Source organism: Candidatus Magnetaquiglobus sp. (assembly GCF_058402785.1).
In genome coordinates, this window is record NZ_JBZVFG010000061.1 from 1 (window position 1) to 18,970 (window position 18,970).

Genomic DNA, 18,970 nt, shown 5'->3' on the forward strand with positions numbered 1-18,970 from the left:
GGGAGGTCCACGGTTGGGGGGTGAGGGGGTTCTCCCCCCATCATGCAAGTTTGGAGGTCGCCTGCCCAAAAAAACCGGATGCAAGCGCCAATCCGACCCCATGAACCGCTCTCCCTTTGCCAGTTCGAGAAATTAACGTGAGTCAAGAAGCCAAGATCGACCGTTCCCCCAAACCCATGCGCGTTCTGCTGGTGCAGACCATCGCCCAAGGGGAGAGCCGGGACCACGCGGAACGACTCGCCGAAGAGATCGAGCGCCTGGCGGTGAGCGCCGGGTTGCAACCGGTGGGCCGGCGCTATTTTCCCCTGCCCCGTCCCCACTCCGGCACCTACCTGGGCAAGGGAAACCTGGAAACCCTGGCCACCGAGGTGATCGAACACGAGGCGGGACTGGTGCTTTTCAACCACGCGCTGACCCCGGTGCAGCAACGCAATCTGGAAAAGGCGCTGGCGGCCAAGGTTTCGGATCGAACCGGGGTGATTCTGGAGATCTTTTCGGCCCGCGCCCAGACCCGCGAGGGACGGTTGCAGGTGGAGTTGGCGGCACTGCTGTATCAGCAATCGCGCCTGGTGCGCTCCTGGACCCATCTGGAGCGTCAGAAGGGTGGCGTGGGTCTGCGTGGCGGACCGGGCGAAACCCAGATCGAGGTGGACCGTCGTCTGATCCGGGAGCGGATCCGGCAACTGGAGAAGAAACTGGAGACCGTGCAACGCACCCGTGCCCTGCAACGTCGGGCGCGCCAGGAGGTTCCTTTTTACAGTGTGGCGCTGGTCGGGTATACCAACGCCGGGAAATCCACCCTGTTCAACCGCCTGACCGGCGCCGGAGTGCTGGCCGAGGATCAGCTGTTCGCCACCCTCGACCCCACGGTACGACGGATCCGCCTGCCGAACGGCGAAAAGATCATCCTGAGCGACACCGTGGGATTCATCCGCGATCTGCCCCATCAACTGGTCGCCGCGTTCCGCGCCACGCTCGAGGAGACCCTGGAAGCGGATTTATTGCTGCATGTGGTGGATCTGTCCGATCCGGAGTGGGAGGCGCAGCAGGAGTCGGTGGAGGAGACGCTGCGCGACCTGGACGTAGGCGACAAGCCTCTGTTGACACTTTACAACAAGGCGGACCGTCTTCCACCCGAGGAGTCTGGCCTGGGCGAACGGATGGCGGCGCGTGTGGATTCCCTGGTGATTTCGGCGGTGACCGGAACGGGACTGGATACCCTGCTGGCCACCCTGGGAGATCGCTCGCGAGGCAACTGCCGTCTGCTGTGCCTGCGCCTGCCGATCACGGATGGCGCGCTGCTGGCCCGGCTCTGTCGGGAAGGGCAGGTACTGGAGCGGCACGACGACGAAACCCACATTCACCTCACCCTCGCCCTCTCCCCGATCGCGCGCGGTCGCATGGAAGCCGACATCCAGCCCTTCATCACCCCCTCCTCCAACGGAGAAATTCCCGTCTCTCCACCGGCGTGATCCCTTCGTGATTCCCGCGGAGATGGACGGACCTGCCTTCACCACCTTGCCAGCCCGGATACCGGGACATAATCCGTGACATCGGGCGGTCCGGGGGCGAACAGCCAGCGATCCCGTCCCCCATCCCCGGCCAGGGCGATCAGGGAGCTTGAAACCGTGCCAAAGCCCGACGCAAGCCGAAAGCACAGGGCGCTGTTCTCCTGGTCGGCCACCACCGGCTCACGATTGCCGAGGAGCGCCCGCCATGCACGCCAATCCCCCACTTCGGGACGCGGCGCGTCTGCCGTCCGAAAGCGGGGCAGATGGGCGACGACTCTCTCTTGCGCCGTATCGTTGAGATCCCCACTGGAGAGGATCGAAAGGCCACGAGGCACCTCCACCACGGACATCCCCGGTGTTCCGATCCGTTCCGGATCCAAGACGATCCAGAAGGCGTCGCCACCACGATCCGCCACCACCAGATTGCAAGCCTGATAATCCTCCGGATCGACCCAGGCTTTCAAACGATCCACCGCCTCGCGCGCCGTGGACGCCCGCAGGGCCAGGAGTGGCAAAGTGCCACGGGACCGTTTACCGGGCCGACCGCCCAGCGTGCCGGTGCGGTTCAACACGGTGGCCAAAACTCCGCTCCGCGACATCGCCAGCCAACTCCCCTGCCCGATCCGATCCAGCCCCCCAAGGATATCGGGATGCTCAGGCCAATGCGCATCAGGAGGCGACCAGGGGCGCTGACGCATCTCATCCCGGTTGGCCCCGATCAACAGAGGCCAACGCGGATGGTCCGGACGACGCAGGATCACGAGGACACACATGGCATAACCCCTTGTTTCGACAACTCCCCCATCTCACTCCTTTCCACTCCACACGGTTTAGGCCAGGCTCTGGCCATGGATCACCGGACTGACACAGGGATTCAAACCGCTTGCCAAGGCAGAGGCGCGATTACAAGGCAATTTCCGCTCCAGTGATCTTTCCACTTGTGCTTTGCGAAATAATCATGCAGAATATGGCGTTGTATCAAGGGGCCGTAGCTCAGCTGGGAGAGCGTCGCGTTCGCAATGCGAAGGTCAGGGGTTCGATCCCCCTCGGCTCCACCATTTAGAAATATAAAAAAGCTATCCGATCCAAGGCCGCCTTCCAGGGCGGCCTTTTTCGTCTGAAATTCCCCAACAATTCCAATGGTTACGGCGACGGCCAAAATATGGTTCGTCCGCCTCGAGGTCGGCCCCCCGCCCGCCAGGGCCAAAACCGGCCCGGAATCCTCTCTCTTTCTCTGTGGCCGAGGACTTCGGGCAATCCGACCTCACGGCTTTTTTACCCCGACCTCTCCCAAAATATCAATAGGTTGCACGCACCCCGACCTCAGGGGCATTTTGACCCCCCTTCGCACTACCACGGGGTCGAGGGAACCCGGCGTCTAACGGATGACCACATGCACCGCCTGCTTTCACCGCGCACCAAACTTTGGCCCATCCGACCTCACGTCCCGTTGTCCCCGGTCTCGCCACAGAAGATCAATCCACCAAAAGATGCTTGCTAACATGGCGATTTTGGCCTACTTTCGCAATGGTAATGGCTGAAGGAGGCGCTGGGGCAAACTGACACCACACATCACAGGCTCTTGATCAAATTTTAGGCGGTTCATCATGCAGGCCTTCACGATCAAAGATTTTTGGCAGCGCCGATTGCCTGGATATTCTGGGCAGAATCTGACGCTGATTCCAGGATGGCAATGTATTAGGAGTGGGCTCAATACTTTTGTCGAGGCTCCGCTTGAGTCAAGTAGTGAAACAGAAAACGCCATATCCGCTGATTCCAGTCCATTAATATTGGTTTCTGCTCCAGGTGCCGTTGGAAAATCAACTCTTGCCAGACAAATTGCCTTTAATTGTGGGGCGATTTATTTAGATTTGGCCGTCGCAGCCCCTGTCGGCGGCAACACTATTAGCGGTGGAATTTATAAATGCGGATTGTCCGCAAGTTGGCAGGGAAACGCTGTTGCGATCATGATAGATGGCCTTGACGAAGCCCGGTTACGGGTAACGCAAGAAGCATATGAGGCATTTTTGGGTGATGTTGCTGATCTGTCAATTAATCGCTCCGTTCCGACCGTTCTTTTTGGCCGAACGGGTGCCGTGCAAGACGCCTATCTCGCGTTCGCTCTGAGAAATGTAAGTGTACCGATACTGGAAATTGGTTATTACAACTCTGATTCGGCTGTTGAATTTGCAATGGCTCGAATTCGCGACACTAAGCCTGATCGTGCGAGCGAACAAACCGAACGCATAGCTGTATCGGGTCTCATTAATGGACTGCGCAACCAGACGCATACCGACGGAAACCGATTTGCTGGCTATGCTCCTGTCCTTCAAGCTGTTGCTGATTGTGTAAGGCAGTCAACAAACCCACAGGCTGTGGTCTCAGATATTGAGAGTGGCAATACCCCTGTGGGACTAGAGAAAATCACTACCGCAATACTGAACCGTGAGCGCAGCAAGCTAGATAGTCTGGCGTTTAGCAATCCCTCCGTTGCTGGCACTCTATATCTCCAGGATGAACAGCTTCATCGCTTGGCTGCAAGGATATACGGAGTGACACCGCCTGAAGCACCAAGAATGTCCCCAAAAGATGCCGAAATTTATAATGCCGCATTGGAAACATGGGTTGGCGAACACCCATTTCTTGATGGGACGTCCCAGCAGTCTTCGTCATCTGTGTTCGATGCCGTGATCAGCGCCTGGGCTATCAAGAACGGTGATCAAGCTCTCTCAAACAAGGTTCTTCTTCGTGAGATTGCCCGAGGTGTGGCCGCCAACCCCTTTTTTTCGGAATTCTATAAGACCGAGACTGAAGACGGATTGTCAAATTTTATGAATCCATCTCATGTTGGCATTTTTTATAATTCTCTTCGAGCAGGTCTTTCGCTTGGAGAAAATGCCAGTCTGATCATTGGCAGTGATGAAGATGCTGAGGAACCAGAGGAAGCTCTTCGGGCCGAAATCGAGATCACTCTGACGCGGCGCGGTGAAGAAAGTCCGCACATTTTGAGCTTTGTTACAGATCAGACAAATCCAATTTTGCTTGGCCCCCATGTGGAAAACGTCGATGTGTCAACACGCTACGCAACGGTAAGTGTAGGATCTGGTGCTGAAGCGACTTTTGTTTCGCCGGTGACGATTCAATGCGCCAATCTTCAGATTATGGCAGAGCGGGTTATTGTCGAAAAGTCAACTGAAGAAAATCGCACCGTTAACCTTGAGGCGGATACGTTCGATGGAGATCGTATCTCTGTAGTCCCAATTTTGCGTGGTGATGTTGATTTTTCGGTATCGTGGCCAGGCTCTCGTGCTTATCCTTGGACCGCGTTCGCTTCTGAGCCGACACAAATTACAGACCCGCGAGAGCAGGAAGCATTACGACGCTTTAGGAAATTTATTATCTCGTTCCGGTCTCACAGCAAAGGATCCCTTGCTCGCTTTAGAGATAAAATTGAACACGCCAGAATGACAAAAGGTTGTGGGAGTGACGTGCTTGGTGCTCTTGTTAGAGAGGGAGTGCTCTCTCTTCATGGTGAAATGTATCATCTAGATCCAAGCATACTGGCAAACATAACTGGAGCATCTTACCATAACTGTGTGCGTAGACAGTATAGTGAAAGGACAATCGACTTTATTCGTAGTGTATTGAATTGATCGTGTGACTGTCCGGGTAAGCACCCGCGCAGGACGCTCTCCACGATGACGAGATTCCATCAGGCCGTTTGTCGATCTTCCTTTCGCAAGGTTCCCATCACCTGCTGAACCCGAAATCGGGGGACACCATACCGATTAAATTTATGAACGAAATCGGGACCAAATCGGGGGACACCAAAATCGGGGGACACCATACCGATTAAATTTATAGCCATAAGGGACACCAAAATCGGGGGACACCATACCGATTAAATTTATAGCCATAAGGGAATTGACAAGAAGGATATACAGCGCGGGATCGGACGCCTGGGTGGACGTCCGGTCACCACCAAAGGACGGGGTCTCAGTGCATGCCGATGGCCTGGCGGTACAAATCCACCAGGTTATCCTGCTCCTCCAGCGTCTCCCGCTCCATCTTCCGCATCTTGAGTCTCGCGCATGATCTTGAACATCGAAGCCGTTGCCCTTGGCGTCCAGGAAAACGGCCTTGATGTCCTCGGCGATGCCGGATTGCTCCTCTTCCAAGCGTTCGATCCGCTCGAAATACTGGATCAAAACATCACCGGCGATGCCCTGACAGGTGGTCGGGTTGGATTGTATTCAAGCCGTCATGTTTCGACAGCGCGTCGAACAGGGCAAAACACAACCGTGCATTGTGCGATAAATCCAGCAGATTGATCGTCTTTTCCCTCCATTGGGAAAAATCCGCGCCATTGTTGGCCTGTTCCATGTTCCAGAACCCCATGCTCCAGTTCTGGAACAGACGGCGTTCAGCCTGACCACTGACCACGACGTGAATGTTCCGATGACGGCGATCCTGGGCGATCTTCTCCATCAGTTCGTGCACCATTTCCGCGCGTCCCTCCAACATCTGCATGAAATGTCCGTTGGCATAAATCAAGAAACCGGTGACCCCATGCACGCTGTTGAACGCCTGCGATTGACGCCGCAAGCCATCCAATGCGCTTTCGGACATCTCGGAAGTGGCTTCGCTCAGATAGATCGTATAATGGACCGGGGCACCGGTATGTCCCGGATCCTGTTCCCCCTGGGCGCGGACCGCATCCAGCAGGGCATCGCTGCTCATCGGACGAAAAAAATAGAAGCCCTGTAGCCGGTCACTGCCCAGATGTTGCAACTCCAACTGCTGAAAACCATTCTCCACCCCTTCGGCGATCACCTCCTTGCCCAGAGACTTGGACATGCGCACAATCGCGGCGGTTATGGCGCGACTGTCTTCCCGCTTGTCCAATCCCTCCACGAAGGCCCGATCGATTTTGATCGTCGATACCGGCATGCGCAGCAGTTGCAACAAAGATGAATACCCGGTGCCGAAATCATCGACGGCGATCCGGAGTCCCAGATCCGCCAATCCCCGCAACGCCTTGAGATTGAGTTCCACGTCCGACATCAGGGAAGTTTCGGTGATTTCGATCAGAATATGGGCGGGCAGGGTCTCCTCTTCGTGCAGGATCTTGGCAAATTCGTTGACCAGGTTCTCCTCGTTCAGTTGTCTGGTCGAGACGTTGATCGAGACATAAGGCGGATTGCGACCGGTCAATGCGCGGCGCCATCCGGTCTGGGCGCGGCAGGCCTGACGGAAGACCCATGCGCCGATCGGCACGATGGATCCGGTACTCTCGGCGACCGGAATGAATACACCGGGAGAGATCGATCCCGTCGCGGTCTGCCAGCGGATCAGGGCCTCGGCTCCGCAAATGCGGCCATGACTCGCGCTCACGATGGGCTGAAACAACAACGAAAACTCGTCGCGCTCCAGGGCGTGGCGCAGTCCGTTGGAAAGGGTCAATCGCTGTTGCACCAGGGCATGCACCTCGTCCGTGAACACCCGATACCCATCGCGCCCCTGCTCCTTGGATGCGTACATGGCCACATCGGACTCCCTCAGGAGGTCGTCGGCGGAGTGGGTCGCACCATGGCCAATGGCCAGGCCGATGCTGGCGGTGATGAACACCTGCTGCTCGTCCAAGGGTATGGAGACCCGCAATGCCTGATTGAGGCGTTCGGCCAACATGGTCACGGTCTGCAGACTCTCGGTCTGATCGCACAGCACCAGAAATTCATCCCCGCCCAGACGTGCGACGGTATCGCCGGCCTGCATGGTGTCGAGCAGAATCTTCGCCACGACAACCAACAAACGATCGCCCGTCTCATGGCCATGGGTATCGTTGATCAGCTTGAAATTGTCGAGATCGATGTACAACAGGGCCACGTTCAGCCCGTTGCGACGCGTGCGCTGAAGAGCATTGGTCAACCGCTCCTTGATCAGGGCGCGGTTCGGCAGACCGGTCAGAGGATCATGGGTCGCACGCCACAGCATCTCCTCTTCGGCGCGTTTGCGTTCGCTGATGTCCTGGAGGGTGACGACCAGCATCCACCCCGAGCCATGGCGAAATTTGGCGATGCTCGCTTCAGCCGGAAACACCGACCCATCCTTGCGGTATCCCGAGACGGCTCCGCGTCGTCCCATGGGGATCTCCCTGGCTTCCGACGCCACGAACCATTGCATCGATTCGACGTGATGACCACGCAGATGGGGCGGCAGAAGCAGATGCACCGGCAATCCTTGCAATTCGTCGGCAGTGTATCCGAACAACTCGCAGGCATGGGTGTTGACCTGCCGGATTGATCCCTCGGCATTGGTGGCAATGACGGCCATGTCGGCGATATCGAGAATCCGACGGGCCGGATCACCGGATAGAGGATGCGCACTCTCTTCCGGATTGACATAGAGCATGCAGAGGGTCGCTTCAGACGTACTGAAGGGCAATCGCTCCAGAACGACCTTCAGCAGGATCTGATCGGTTCCGGATCCGACGCGAACCGTGAACGCGCCACGCCACAATCCTTGTGCAAAGGCCTCCTGCAATGCGGCATCGAACGCCTCAGGATCGCGCCACAGTTGGCGGATCGGACGACCGATGTCCAAGGCGCATTCCGGCCACATCGAGGCGAAGCGGGCATTGTGGAAAAGCATCCGTCCCTGTCGATCCACACCCGCCACACCACCGGTCGCAAGCGTGGCGTCGTCTGGCGGCGGGATCTCAGCATCCATTTTGTTTTGGGGCAACGGTTTGTAAACGTGGCTGCCGAATCGCACACTGCGATAGCGCTCGGGAATGAAGGGCGGAATCTGTCCGAACCGTTCGATGATCGTGAAGGTTCCGTCGGCATTGCAACGGGAGAGATAACTGTTGACGTGGGCATGCTGCGTGACCGGATCCATGCGCACCTGTCCTTGCAGTCCCTGCACCTCCACCGTGCTCAAGGCATTCAACAGGGCATCGGTCCGCGTGGATCCGGCCTGTCGCACCGCCGCGGCGAAGGCGTGTACGCACAGATAGGTCCCTTCGCCGAAGTTGGTGATCAAGCCGTTGCCGTGTGGCCAGATGCCGTTCACCCCCTCCATCCAGGCCAGTTGACGCAAATAGGCGTGATTGACTTCGTTCTCAAGACTCATGAAATAGGTGTTTGACGAATAGAACCCCTCACGCACCCCAGCCGACAATCGACGCGCCATGGCCTCGTCAAAGTGTCCCATCACCACGGCCATGCGTTGTTTGAGTCCCAGTTCGGTGAAACGGGTGAGCAGGGCGATCTGATCCTGTCCGGCAAAATAAGGAACAAAAACATCAGCTCCCGAATGGGCCACCTTGGTCAACAGGTCATCGATGGCGGAACTGCCGATCTCCAGATACTCCTCTCCGACGATTTCGCCACCCCAGCGGGTCAGGACGTGGCGAGCGGCGTCGAGGGAACCCCGTGGCCATTCGTAGTTGCTGCCCGCGAAGAACATTTTGGGACCGAACTCCCGGGCCATGAAGGGGATCATGCGGTCGATCTGCTGATTGGGGAGTGCGGCAAAGTGAAAGAAATACCGACTGGAGATGCTGCCTTCGTAAAACGAAAAATTCAGGTAGGGTATGCGACGGGGTTCCGCCACCATGCTGGCGACCGAAATGCGCGAGTTGGACAACAGGTTGCCGATCATCGCCACGCAACGATGCTGATCGATGAGGGCATGCGCGGCGGGCACGGCGGTTTCCGGGAGGCTGCCGTCATCGACGATCACCAGCTCCAGCGGTTTTCCAAGCACGCCTCCATCCTGGTTGACCTCCGCGCAGGCGATACGTCCGGCCCATGAAATCTCCGGGCCGTAAAGTGAAACCAGACCGGTCAAGGGAGCCATCAGGCCCAGGCGTATCGGTTGTGTCATGGAGGGTCTACCTTATGTGGGAGCAAATTCCGCAGACAGATCAGACATTCTTTCGATCGATGGAACACGGCTCCGCCGACCCCCTGATTCGGGCTTTCGGCACAAGCGAGATCTTGACCATTGGCGCGACGTTCACCGGGACAGGCGGTCTTCCGCCGCGCTTTCGCAACCCTTGGAAGGCTGTTTGGCCTGGGTCAAACAGCCTTCCAAGGGCCATTCATGGCCCGCCAGCTTGCGCAGCAATTTGAGAAGCACGAATCGATTGTTTCGATTCGTGCAAATTTGGCGATTCCATTCCTGGAATCACCACCCCCTTCTTAATGCCTCGCCTTGTTCCGGGGCTGCCGTGAACAGGAAGATTCTCCCCATGATCATCCACAACAATAGACCGCTTCGGCTCTCCTGGCAAATGTCACGCGCAACCGTTCGTTTGTTCCCATTCGGGCCTGTCTTCGCGCACCTCTTGGGGTGGATCCGCTGGCCCGATCCGTTCTTGAATCACCTCCAGCAAACGCTTCTTCTTGACCGGCTTGCTCAAATACAGATCGCATCCCGCCTCCTGGCTGCGTTGCTCTTCGCCATCCAGGGCATGGGCCGTCAAGGCGACGATGAACAGGGGGCGGCGTCCGGTTTCGCGCTCCCATCGACGGATCTGCCGGGTGGCCGTATAGCCATCCATGACCGGCATCTGCACATCCATGAACACCAGATCAAAGGACCGTTCGCCTACCAGGCGCACCGCCTCCTCGCCATCCTGGGCCACGGTCAGATGATGGGGGGTCGTTTCGAGAAAGGTGCGCATCAGGACACGATTCTCCTCGGTATCCTCAACCAGCAGGATCTGCTGCGCAGGTGTATCGGCGGGAACGGAGGGCATGATCACCGGGGTCGCGGCAGGTGCCTCGACCACTCGCAGAGGCAGCCTGATGTGAAACACGCTCCCCATGCTTGGATTGCTGACCACCCTGATCGTCCCTCCCATCCTGTCCACCAGATGCCGGCAGATGGACAGCCCCAGCCCCACCCCTCCATACTGTCGGGTCATGCTGGAATCGACCTGGGTGAAGGCGTTGAAAATGGCCTCCAGATGGTTGGCCGGAATGCCAATCCCCGTGTCCTCCACGGTCAGGTGCAGATGGTCCGGATCCTCCGTCGTCACCCCGCAACGCAGCGTCACGGATCCCTGTTCGGTGAATTTGACGGCATTACCCAGCAGGTTGAAGACCACCTGACGCAAACGCAACCGATCACCGAGCACCCAGGCCGGTGTGCTCTCTTCCACCATGACCTCCAGACACAATCCCTTTCCAGAAGCCAACACCTCCAACAGGCTCACCGTTTCTTTAAACAATTGCGCCACGTCGATCGATTCTTCCTTCAGCACCATCTGGCCGGATTCGATTCTGGACAGGTCCAGAATCTGGTCGATCAACTCCAGCAGATTGTTGCCCGAATTCTGCAATCTGTTCAGATACAGCTTTTGATCGTCACTCAGGACCGTATCCAGCAACAACTCTCCCATGCCGAGCACGACATTCATCGGTGTGCGGATTTCGTGACTCATGACCGCCAGAAATTCCGATTTGGCGCGATTCGCGGACTCGGCCTGCTCCTTGGCCTGGAGCAATTCCGCCTGGACCTCCTTTTGCAGCGTGATGTCCGTGACAAAGCCGTGCCACAGAATTTCGCCCTGGGCATCGCGTTCCGGCATGGAATTTCCGAACAACCAGCGCTCCACCCCGTCGTCGTAGCGTACCCGGAACTCTTCGCGCCACATGGACAGCTCTTCCGCCGAGCGCCGGATAGAGCGTTGAACCCGATCGACATCCTCCGGATGGACGACGGAGAACACGAGATCGGCATGTTTCTGGGCTTGTTCGGGTTCGATGCGGAACAGGTCGCGAATCGCCTCGCTGGCGTAGGGCAGACAATAACTGCCATCCGCGCGTTGTCGGAACTGATAGACCATTCCCGGCAGGCGTGAGGCGATCTTGCGCAACCGTTGATAGGCTTCGTTCACCTCTTGTGCGGTGCGACGGTTTTCCGCATGCAGGGCGGTCACCACCAGACTGACCATGGCGTGGGTGAGGATGTAGCCGGCCAGGATGATCTGGTCCAGCGACCCCATCAGATGAAACGGTCCATGACCCGTTGCCGTACCCCAGGAGGCCATGGCCGCATTCGCCAAGACGGTGAGAGAGGCGCCCGTGATGCCGTAACGCAGAGCAGCCCAGATCACCAGCAGCACCGGAATGAAGGCCAGGGTGGCCATGAACGGGGAGAGGAAGATCATCCAGTTGACGCCCCAGAAGATCAGAATGAAAAGCGCACTTTCCACGGGCGCGTCGGACAGGCGTTCCAGGCTGTTTTTCGACAGGGTAAGCAGCAAGGGCGCGACGATCAAGACCCCAAGGGTATCTCCCATCCACCAGGTCAGCCAGGCATGGGCATATTCGTGGGATGGAATCTGACCGCTCAGCCAAAGCATCGTGACGCCATTGCTGGCTGTCGCGATCATGCCGATCATGGCGGATACCGTGAAAAGCAGAACATCTTTCTGATATCCGAAGTCCTGATGGAATCCGGCACGTCGCAGGATCCAGGCGGTCAGGAGCGGCCCGAGGGTATTGCCTGCCGCGATGCCGCCCGCCACGAGAAAGGGCAGGCCCATGCCCATGTTGATGAGCATGGCCCCGCCGGCGATCGCTGGCCAAAAAGACCTTCCCCACCGCAGCAAAGCCGTCACGGCAATGCCGGTAGGCAGCCAGATCAGGGTGATGTGCCGATCCACATGAGAATGCATGACCAGCCCCAGGTATCCGGATACCGCATAGGCCATCAGAACCAGCCCACCCATGGACAACCGACGTGCTGGGTTCAAGCCCCGTAAATGATTCATGCGCGTCTCCTTATTCCGTTTCTGCTTCAAACGGACATTTTTGATGAATAGCATTCCGAATGCAAGCGAGGCATTATATGTGTAAATTAATGCACTTTTGATTTGGAAATGGAATTATCTCTACCCAACCGATCGAATCGCGGTGCTGGTGTCCATACTCTTCAAGGGGATCTCCTGTCCGCACCGTGGAACGCCCGAAGGGAGGTCCAGGGTACGGGGGGTGAGGCGGGGCTCCCCCATCCTGTCAAGTTACAGACGCTCCCAAAGCCGAACAGAACCTGGAACGATTCGAAAAAACGGATGGTCGAGGGGACCACGCTGGACCGCTCGCACCAGCGACGCCTCGCGCCAGACAATCAATCGATGCGTCGGCGTTCGGGAACCGGGAATGAAGCGCCCCGCGTCTGATGGTCAATGGACTTCGTGCGGCACGCAGGAATGGCTCTCGGCATCCATTGCAGGGTGAGACATGAACGGCTCGACCTATGTCGGATTGCCGATCATGGCTACATGATACCACCCGTTGCCACCGCTGCAAACGGCTCTTGAAGCTCTTAACCTGTTGCAGATCAATACCTTTCCAGACAGATGGCCACCACGAACCCGAACAGGCATACCCCCCTGCTGACCGGTTGCGGGATGGATCGGACAGGCTGGGGTCATGACCGAAACCACGCATCCCCGCCTTTCTGTCCTGCAACCGGACGATCCCGAGACATGGATCGAGCGGATTGTTCATGTCACGGCCCCTCCGGAAGCCGCTTTACCATGGAACGACCGAAAAAAGGTCCCCGGTACCGGGGGTGAGGGGGTTCTCCCCCCATCATGCAACTTACCGGGCCTGCCACCCGACAGGTCGTCCGAAAGGCCGTCGTCGCTGGCCAGAGGGGTGATGGAGAGATGACGCAAACGTTTCCGCAGTCTCGCCAGTTCCAAAAGATCTCGCTTTTACATGGGGAACGGTGTATCTAAAGTGGCATCATTCCGGTCGTGCAATGATGCAGGAGAGAAACGTGCAGGCAGAGGACGAGCGTCCTCAGAGCGACGAATTCGACACCCCGCAGAAGGCGATCCTGATTCCGTATTTCAAGGATTTTCTGGCTTTTTTTTCTTACCGAGGCGCATGAAAACATCGAGTGGAAGCGGGGGTCCGAGTTTCTGGACAAAGCGTTGTCCCGCATCACCCGCGCAGCGCAGGTCGGCGATCGGGTCATGGACAAGCTGATCAAGGTGTGGCGGCGGGACGGCATGGAACTTTGTGGGCTGATCCACATCGAAATCCAGGGAGACCGGAAGTCGAACTTCGCCGAGGCCATGTCTGTCTATCAGTACCGGGCGTATGATCTGTACCATGTGCCGGTGGTTGGGCTGGCCATTCTGGCGGCTGAAGAGTCGGGATCGCCGACCAGGCAACCATCGGCTTCGGCTTCCGCCCTTCGACCTGGAAAGCCAGAGCATTCGTTCGAAAAGGCTCTTGATCGCGACCTCCAAAGTGGGCGATGAAAACACATCAGACATGAAGATCTTCGTGGATGCCGATGCCTGTCCGGTGAAGTCCGAGGTGATGCGGGTGGCCGAACGCCATGCGCTCGCAGTCCTCATGGTCACCAACCAGTGGATGCGTCTGCCCGCCCACCCCCTGCTGACCATCCAGGTGGTGACGGGCGGGCTGGACAAGGCCGACGACTGGATCGTGGAACGCATCGAAGCCGGAGATATCGCCATCACGGCGGATATCCCCCTGGCCGCCCGCTGTCTGACCAAGGGCGCGCGGGTGCTCGGCCCCACCGGCAAACCCTTCGACGATGACGGCATCGGCATGGCCCTGGCCATGCGCGATCTCAACGCCCACCTGCGCGATGCGGGTGAAATCCGGGGTGGCGGCCCACCCTTTGGCCCCAAGGACCGGTCACGCTTTCTGCAAACCCTGGAAGAGGTCATTCAGACCCTCAAGCGCGGACGATGATATGATCGACGCATGATCGACGCATGATCTGCCCCCCTCCCCGCACCAACCCGGAGCCGCCCAGGAACCCGGTCGGGATGCCCGCCCCGCTCCCGCGTTCCATGGCTTGGCATCAAACCAAGCCACGCTTCCCATGACCATGAAACTCTCGAAGGAAGGACCATGATCATGGGAGTGCGGGAGGTTCCCCCCATCATGCAAGTTACCCCAGATGACGACTGGTCAACCGTTCGGCGGCGCGCAGCAACCGTTCGGCGGCCTTGAACTGGCCATCCCGTCCGGCATCGGCCAGTTGCCGGGTCAAGGCGCTCTTGCCGAAGCCATCGCGCGGGTCGAACGCCCGAACCTGGGGCTTGATGGGTCGAATCCAGCCCTCGCGGGTTTCGGCAAACGCCACCCGCGACACGTCATCATCACCCTCCAGATCAAGCCAGGCCCCGCGTTGCGCGCCGCCCTTCCCCAGCTTGATGCGAAACACCGTCACCGCCTCGCGACCGTTGTTGTCGCGGGCCATGACGCGAATCACCACCTCCCCCTTGGCGTCGGCGGGCGGCGAACCGCTGAATTTCCCGGTTTTGGGATCAAACCGCAGCCATCCAGGCAGTCCGGCACCATTCACCTGCTGCGCCGAAAGGGTCACCGTGGCGTTGGAGTCGGTGTGGGCAAAAGCGGTGGGCGGAATCGTCACATCGATCTTGCCGCCGCCGGTGGTGGTCACCACGTCCGGAATCCCCTTGTTGACGACCAGGGCCGCATCACCCGACGAACCGCCCGTTGGCGCCAGCACCACGATCTGAAAGGCCCCCGGCGTGCCGGCCTGGGTCACGGTCGCGGTGATCGGCGGTGGCGGGGGTGGTGTCACCGTCGGGGTGATGGCCGTGCTGGTGGTGGTGCTCTTGACCACCGTCTCCCCGCCGGTTTTCGGGGTTTGCGGCAGGGTGGTCGGCGGCGGCGACGAAGAGGAGAAGGTCACCACCGGCGCCAGGCCGTTGGTGGTGAGCGACGGGAGTTCGCCCGTGGCCTGATAGGTCACCACCTGCTCCACGGTGGACGGGGAGGTGGCGTTGGGGACCGGTGGCGGGCTCTCCACCGGCGGAGGCGGTGGAGGCGGCGTCGGAATCGGCGCCGGATTGTTGACCGCGATCGTGAAGCTCTGGGAGACGCTGGCTCCGGCCCGGTCCATGGCGGTGACCGTGATTGCCTGGCTGTAACCGCCGTAGGGCGGAGCCCCCTTGAAGGTGCGGGTGTCGGCCTGGAAGATCAACCAGCTCGGAAGCTCCTTGCCATCTCCGGAAAGGGCGGTGTAGGTGAGAAGATCACCGCCATCCACATCCCCAAAATCTGCGCCGTCGAACGCAAAACTCTTCTCCCCAACGCCGTTCCATGTCTGGTTGGCGATCGTGTTTTGCACGGTCGGCGCATCGTTGCGTCCGAACAAGGTGATGGTCAGAGTGGCGCTGCTGGTCACCCCGGCCTCGTCGCGCAGGGTGTAGACAAAGGGATCGGTGACCGTTTGCGTGTTCAGACGCAGGGATTGCACCAGAGGATTGTCGTGATCGACCCGATACACAAAGCTGCCATCCGCCTGCACCGTCAGAGTGCCATACAGACCCGCCAGTCCACTGCCCACCGTCCCGGTTTGCCCCGCCTCGACGCGAATCCCCGACACCTGTTTGGTATCCGTGGCCCCGTCCGCGTCCGTGTCGTTGGTCAAGAGATTGCCCGTGGCATCGCTGCCCGGCGTGTCGTTGGCAACCCCGCCCGCCTCCACGGCGGCGCCGACATCCTCGAAAGCCAGAGGATTGTCGTTGACCGCCGTGATCTGAATCGCACTCGAAGCCGCGCCGTTGCTCAACGGCCCGTTGGCCCCGGTCGCGGCCCGATCCGTGACGCTCCAGGCGATGCCGCGCGTGGCATCGATCACGGTCGGCGCGTCGCTCGCGCTCGCAAAGGTCACACCGCGCAACACAGCCTGATACTGGCCCAGGGTCGCCGTGCCGGTCAGGGTCAACCGTCCCGTGGCGGCATCATAACCGCCGCTGATCCCATGGGCCTCGGTGAAGGCCAACAGATCGCCACTGGTGAACCCCGTGGCAATGGTCACCACCGCGCCGGTCAGTTGGGTATCGTCCGGATCGGAAAGGGTCAAGGTGGCGTCGATCACCTTGGCCGCATCGTTCTCGGTGTAGGCGAGCGTCCCGCCGGCGGTCACCACCGGCGCATCGGCGGTGGCGGTGAGGTTGATGGTCGAGGTGACGCCGCTGCTCGTCTGCGCCCCCACCCCGTCCGAATTGGCGTCCGTGACCGCCCAGGTCACCGCCCGGGTGGCATGCGTCGCGGTGGGATCCTCGCTGGTGGAAACAAAGGTCACCGTTCGCAGCGCCGCCTGATACTGGGCCAGGGTCGCGGTCCCGGTCAGGGTCAGCACCCCGGTTGTCGCGTGGTAGCTGCCGGAGATCCCGTTCTGGGTCGTCAGGGCCAGGGTATCGCCACCGGTCAGACCGCTGCTGATCGACACCGTGGCCCCGGTGATCTGGGTATCATCCACATCGGCAAGGGTGATGGTGGCGTCGATCACCTTGGCCGCATCGTTCTCGGTGTAGGCGAGCGTCCCGCCGGCGGTCACCACCGGCGCATCGGCGGTGGCGGTGAGGTTGATGGTCGAGGTGACGCCGCTGCTCGTCTGCGCCCCCACCCCGTCCGAATTGGCGTCCGTGACCGCCCAGGTCACCGCCCGGGTGGCATGCGTCGCGGTGGGATCCTCGCTGGTGGAAACAAAGGTCACCGTTCGCAGCGCCGCCTGATACTGGGCCAGGGTCGCGGTCCCGGTCAGGGTCAGCACCCCGGTTGTCGCGTGGTAGCTGCCGGAGATCCCGTTCTGGGTCGTCAGGGCCAGGGTATCGCCACCGGTCAGACCGCTGCTGATCGACACCGTGGCCCCGGTGATCTGGGTATCATCCACATCGGCAAGGGTGATGGTGGCGTCGATCACCTTGGCCGCATCGTTCTCGGTGTAGGCAAGCGTCCCGCCGGCGGTCACCACCGGCGCATCGGCGGTGGCGGTGAGGTTGATGGTCGAGGTGACGCCGCTGCTCGTCTGCGCCCCCACCCCGTCCGAATTGGCGTCCGTGACCGCCCAGGTCACCGCCCGGGTGGCATGCGTCGCGGTGGGATCCTCGCTGGTGGAAACAAAGGTCACCGTTCGCAGCGCCGCCTGATACTGGGCCAGGGTCGCGGTCCCGGTCAGGGTCAGCACCCCGGTTGTCGCGTGGTAGCTGCCGGAGATCCCGTTCTGGGTCGTCAGGGCCAGGGTATCGCCACCGGTCAGACCGCTGCTGATCGACACCGTGGCCCCGGTGATCTGGGTATCATCCACATCGGCAAGGGTGATGGTGGCGTCGATCACCTTGGCCGCATCGTTCTCGGTGTAGGCAAGCGTCCCGCCGGCGGTCACCACCGGCGCATCGGCGGTGGCGGTGAGGTTGATGGTCGAGGTGACGCCGCTGCTCGTCTGCGCCCCCACCCCGTCCGAATTGGCGTCCGTGACCGCCCAGGTCACCGCCCGGGTGGCATGCGTCGCGGTGGGATCCTCGCTGGTGGAAACAAAGGTCACCGTTCGCAGCGCCGCCTGATACTGGGCCAGGGTCGCGGTCCCGGTCAGGGTCAGCACCCCGGTTGTCGCGTGGTAGCTGCCGGAGATCCCGTTCTGGGTCGTCAGGGCCAGGGTATCGCCACCGGTCAGACCGCTGCTGATCGACACCGTGGCCCCGGTGATCTGGGTATCATCCACATCGGCAAGGGTGATGGTGGCGTCGATCACCTTGGCCGCATCGTTCTCGGTGTAGGCGAGCGTCCCGCCGGCGGTCACCACCGGCGCATCGGCGGTGGCGGTGAGGTTGATGGTCGAGGTGACGCCGCTGCTCGTCTGCGCCCCCACCCCGTCCGAATTGGCGTCCGTGACCGCCCAGGTCACCGCCCGGGTGGCATGCGTCGCGGTGGGATCCTCGCTGGTGGAAACAAAGGTCACCGTTCGCAGCGCCGCCTGATACTGGGCCAGGGTCGCGGTCCCGGTCAGGGTCAGCACCCCGGTTGTCGCGTGGTAGCTGCCGGAGATCCCGTTCTGGGTCGTCAGGGCCAGGGTATCGCCACCGGTCAGACCGCTGCTGATCGACACCGTGGCCCCGGTGATCTGGGTATCATCCACATCGGCAAGGGTGATGGTGGCGTCGATCACCTTGGCCGCATCGTTCTCGGTGTAGGCAAGCGTCCCGCCGGCGGTCACCACCGGTTGATCGTTGACCGCACCCACCACCACGTTGACCGCCACGGCACTGGCCGAAAAGGTGTGGGTGTCATGGGCCTTGACCGTGAAGGCGCCCAACGTGCCGCTGGCGTTGGAGACCGGAGTCCAGACCAGGGATTCACCCGTGGCAAGCATCGTCGTTCCCGCCACCACGGCCACACCGCCCTTGGTAAGGGTGCCGCTCGAGACCGCCTCGATCCGGAACGAAATCGGATCGCTCTCGGCATCCGCCTCGTTGGCCATCGCCGCCAGATCGGCATAGGTGATGGTGAAGGCGGTGTCCTCCGTGGCCCCGGTCAGATTGGAGATGGTGGTCAGGGTTGGCGCGGCGTTGTCGTCGTCGGTAAGGGTGCCGGTGCCGGTCGCGGTGCCCAGGGTGACGTTGGAGGCGTTCGAAAGGG

At 60.1% G+C, this 18,970-nt stretch carries 9 protein-coding genes and 1 tRNA gene; 5 read left to right on the forward strand and 5 right to left on the reverse strand.

The features are described from left to right. Nucleotides 1-137: 137 nt before the first annotated feature. On the forward strand, nucleotides 138-1,472 hold the full coding sequence (gene hflX / locus ACV4UY_RS15015) for a GTPase HflX (protein WP_491608388.1): 1,335 nt from the start codon (nucleotides 138-140) through the stop codon (nucleotides 1,470-1,472). Between the two features lie 38 nt (nucleotides 1,473-1,510). Here hflX and ACV4UY_RS15020 read toward each other — a convergent pair whose 3' ends face one another. After that, the gene (locus ACV4UY_RS15020; protein WP_491608389.1) at nucleotides 1,511-2,284 is read right to left on the reverse strand and encodes an NRDE family protein; all 774 of its coding nucleotides are present in this window, start codon (nucleotides 2,282-2,284) and stop codon (nucleotides 1,511-1,513) included. A gap of 209 nt (nucleotides 2,285-2,493) precedes the next feature. On the opposite strand from ACV4UY_RS15020, the gene ACV4UY_RS15025 reads away from it, so the two are divergent. Together ACV4UY_RS15025 and ACV4UY_RS15030 are read left to right on the forward strand one after the other, a co-directional pair. Further along, nucleotides 2,494-2,569 (forward strand) — tRNA-Ala (locus ACV4UY_RS15025). Nucleotides 2,570-3,118: 549 nt separating this feature from the next. Beyond that, nucleotides 3,119-5,164 carry a hypothetical protein gene (locus tag ACV4UY_RS15030; protein ID WP_491608390.1) on the forward strand — a complete coding sequence of 682 codons (2,046 nt, stop codon included), beginning with the start codon at nucleotides 3,119-3,121 and terminating at the stop codon, nucleotides 5,162-5,164. 141 nt (nucleotides 5,165-5,305) lie between these two features. Here ACV4UY_RS15030 and ACV4UY_RS15035 read toward each other — a convergent pair whose 3' ends face one another. The 3 genes from ACV4UY_RS15035 to ACV4UY_RS15045 form a co-directional block, all read right to left on the reverse strand. Then, a complete protein-coding gene (locus tag ACV4UY_RS15035) occupies nucleotides 5,306-5,719 on the reverse strand; it encodes a DUF2312 domain-containing protein (protein WP_491608391.1) in 414 nt (137 codons plus the stop codon). A gap of 4 nt (nucleotides 5,720-5,723) precedes the next feature. Further along, entirely contained in the window at nucleotides 5,724-9,401 is a 3,678-nt protein-coding gene (locus ACV4UY_RS15040; protein WP_491608392.1) for an EAL domain-containing protein, read from the reverse strand. A 412-nt stretch (nucleotides 9,402-9,813) separates the two neighbouring features. Next, nucleotides 9,814-12,300 carry an MASE1 domain-containing protein gene (locus tag ACV4UY_RS15045; RefSeq protein WP_491608393.1) on the reverse strand — a complete coding sequence of 829 codons (2,487 nt, stop codon included), beginning with the start codon at nucleotides 12,298-12,300 and terminating at the stop codon, nucleotides 9,814-9,816. A gap of 1,212 nt (nucleotides 12,301-13,512) precedes the next feature. On the opposite strand from ACV4UY_RS15045, the gene ACV4UY_RS15050 reads away from it, so the two are divergent. Together ACV4UY_RS15050 and ACV4UY_RS15055 are read left to right on the forward strand one after the other, a co-directional pair. Further along, nucleotides 13,513-13,803 (forward strand): hypothetical protein, encoded by a 291-nt coding sequence (locus ACV4UY_RS15050; RefSeq protein ID WP_491608394.1) that lies wholly within the window; start codon nucleotides 13,513-13,515, stop codon nucleotides 13,801-13,803. A 13-nt stretch (nucleotides 13,804-13,816) separates the two neighbouring features. Next, nucleotides 13,817-14,266: a YaiI/YqxD family protein gene (locus ACV4UY_RS15055; protein ID WP_491608395.1), complete on the forward strand. Its 450-nt coding sequence runs from the start codon at nucleotides 13,817-13,819 to the stop codon at nucleotides 14,264-14,266. Between the two features lie 202 nt (nucleotides 14,267-14,468). Here ACV4UY_RS15055 and ACV4UY_RS15060 read toward each other — a convergent pair. Further along, the coding region (locus ACV4UY_RS15060) for a putative Ig domain-containing protein (protein WP_491608396.1) at nucleotides 14,469-18,970 on the reverse strand (4,502 nt) is incomplete at its 5' end.

Coding starts and splice junctions, on each gene's coding strand:
- ACV4UY_RS15020 (WP_491608389.1), bottom strand. CDS start 2,284: ATGTGTGTCCTCGTGATCCTGCGTCGTCCGGACCATCCGCGTTGGCCT.
- ACV4UY_RS15050 (WP_491608394.1), top strand. CDS start 13,513: ATGGACAAGCTGATCAAGGTGTGGCGGCGGGACGGCATGGAACTTTGT.
- ACV4UY_RS15040 (WP_491608392.1), bottom strand. CDS start 9,401: ATGACACAACCGATACGCCTGGGCCTGATGGCTCCCTTGACCGGTCTG.
- ACV4UY_RS15030 (WP_491608390.1), top strand. CDS start 3,119: ATGCAGGCCTTCACGATCAAAGATTTTTGGCAGCGCCGATTGCCTGGA.
- ACV4UY_RS15045 (WP_491608393.1), bottom strand. CDS start 12,300: ATGAATCATTTACGGGGCTTGAACCCAGCACGTCGGTTGTCCATGGGT.
- ACV4UY_RS15055 (WP_491608395.1), top strand. CDS start 13,817: ATGAAGATCTTCGTGGATGCCGATGCCTGTCCGGTGAAGTCCGAGGTG.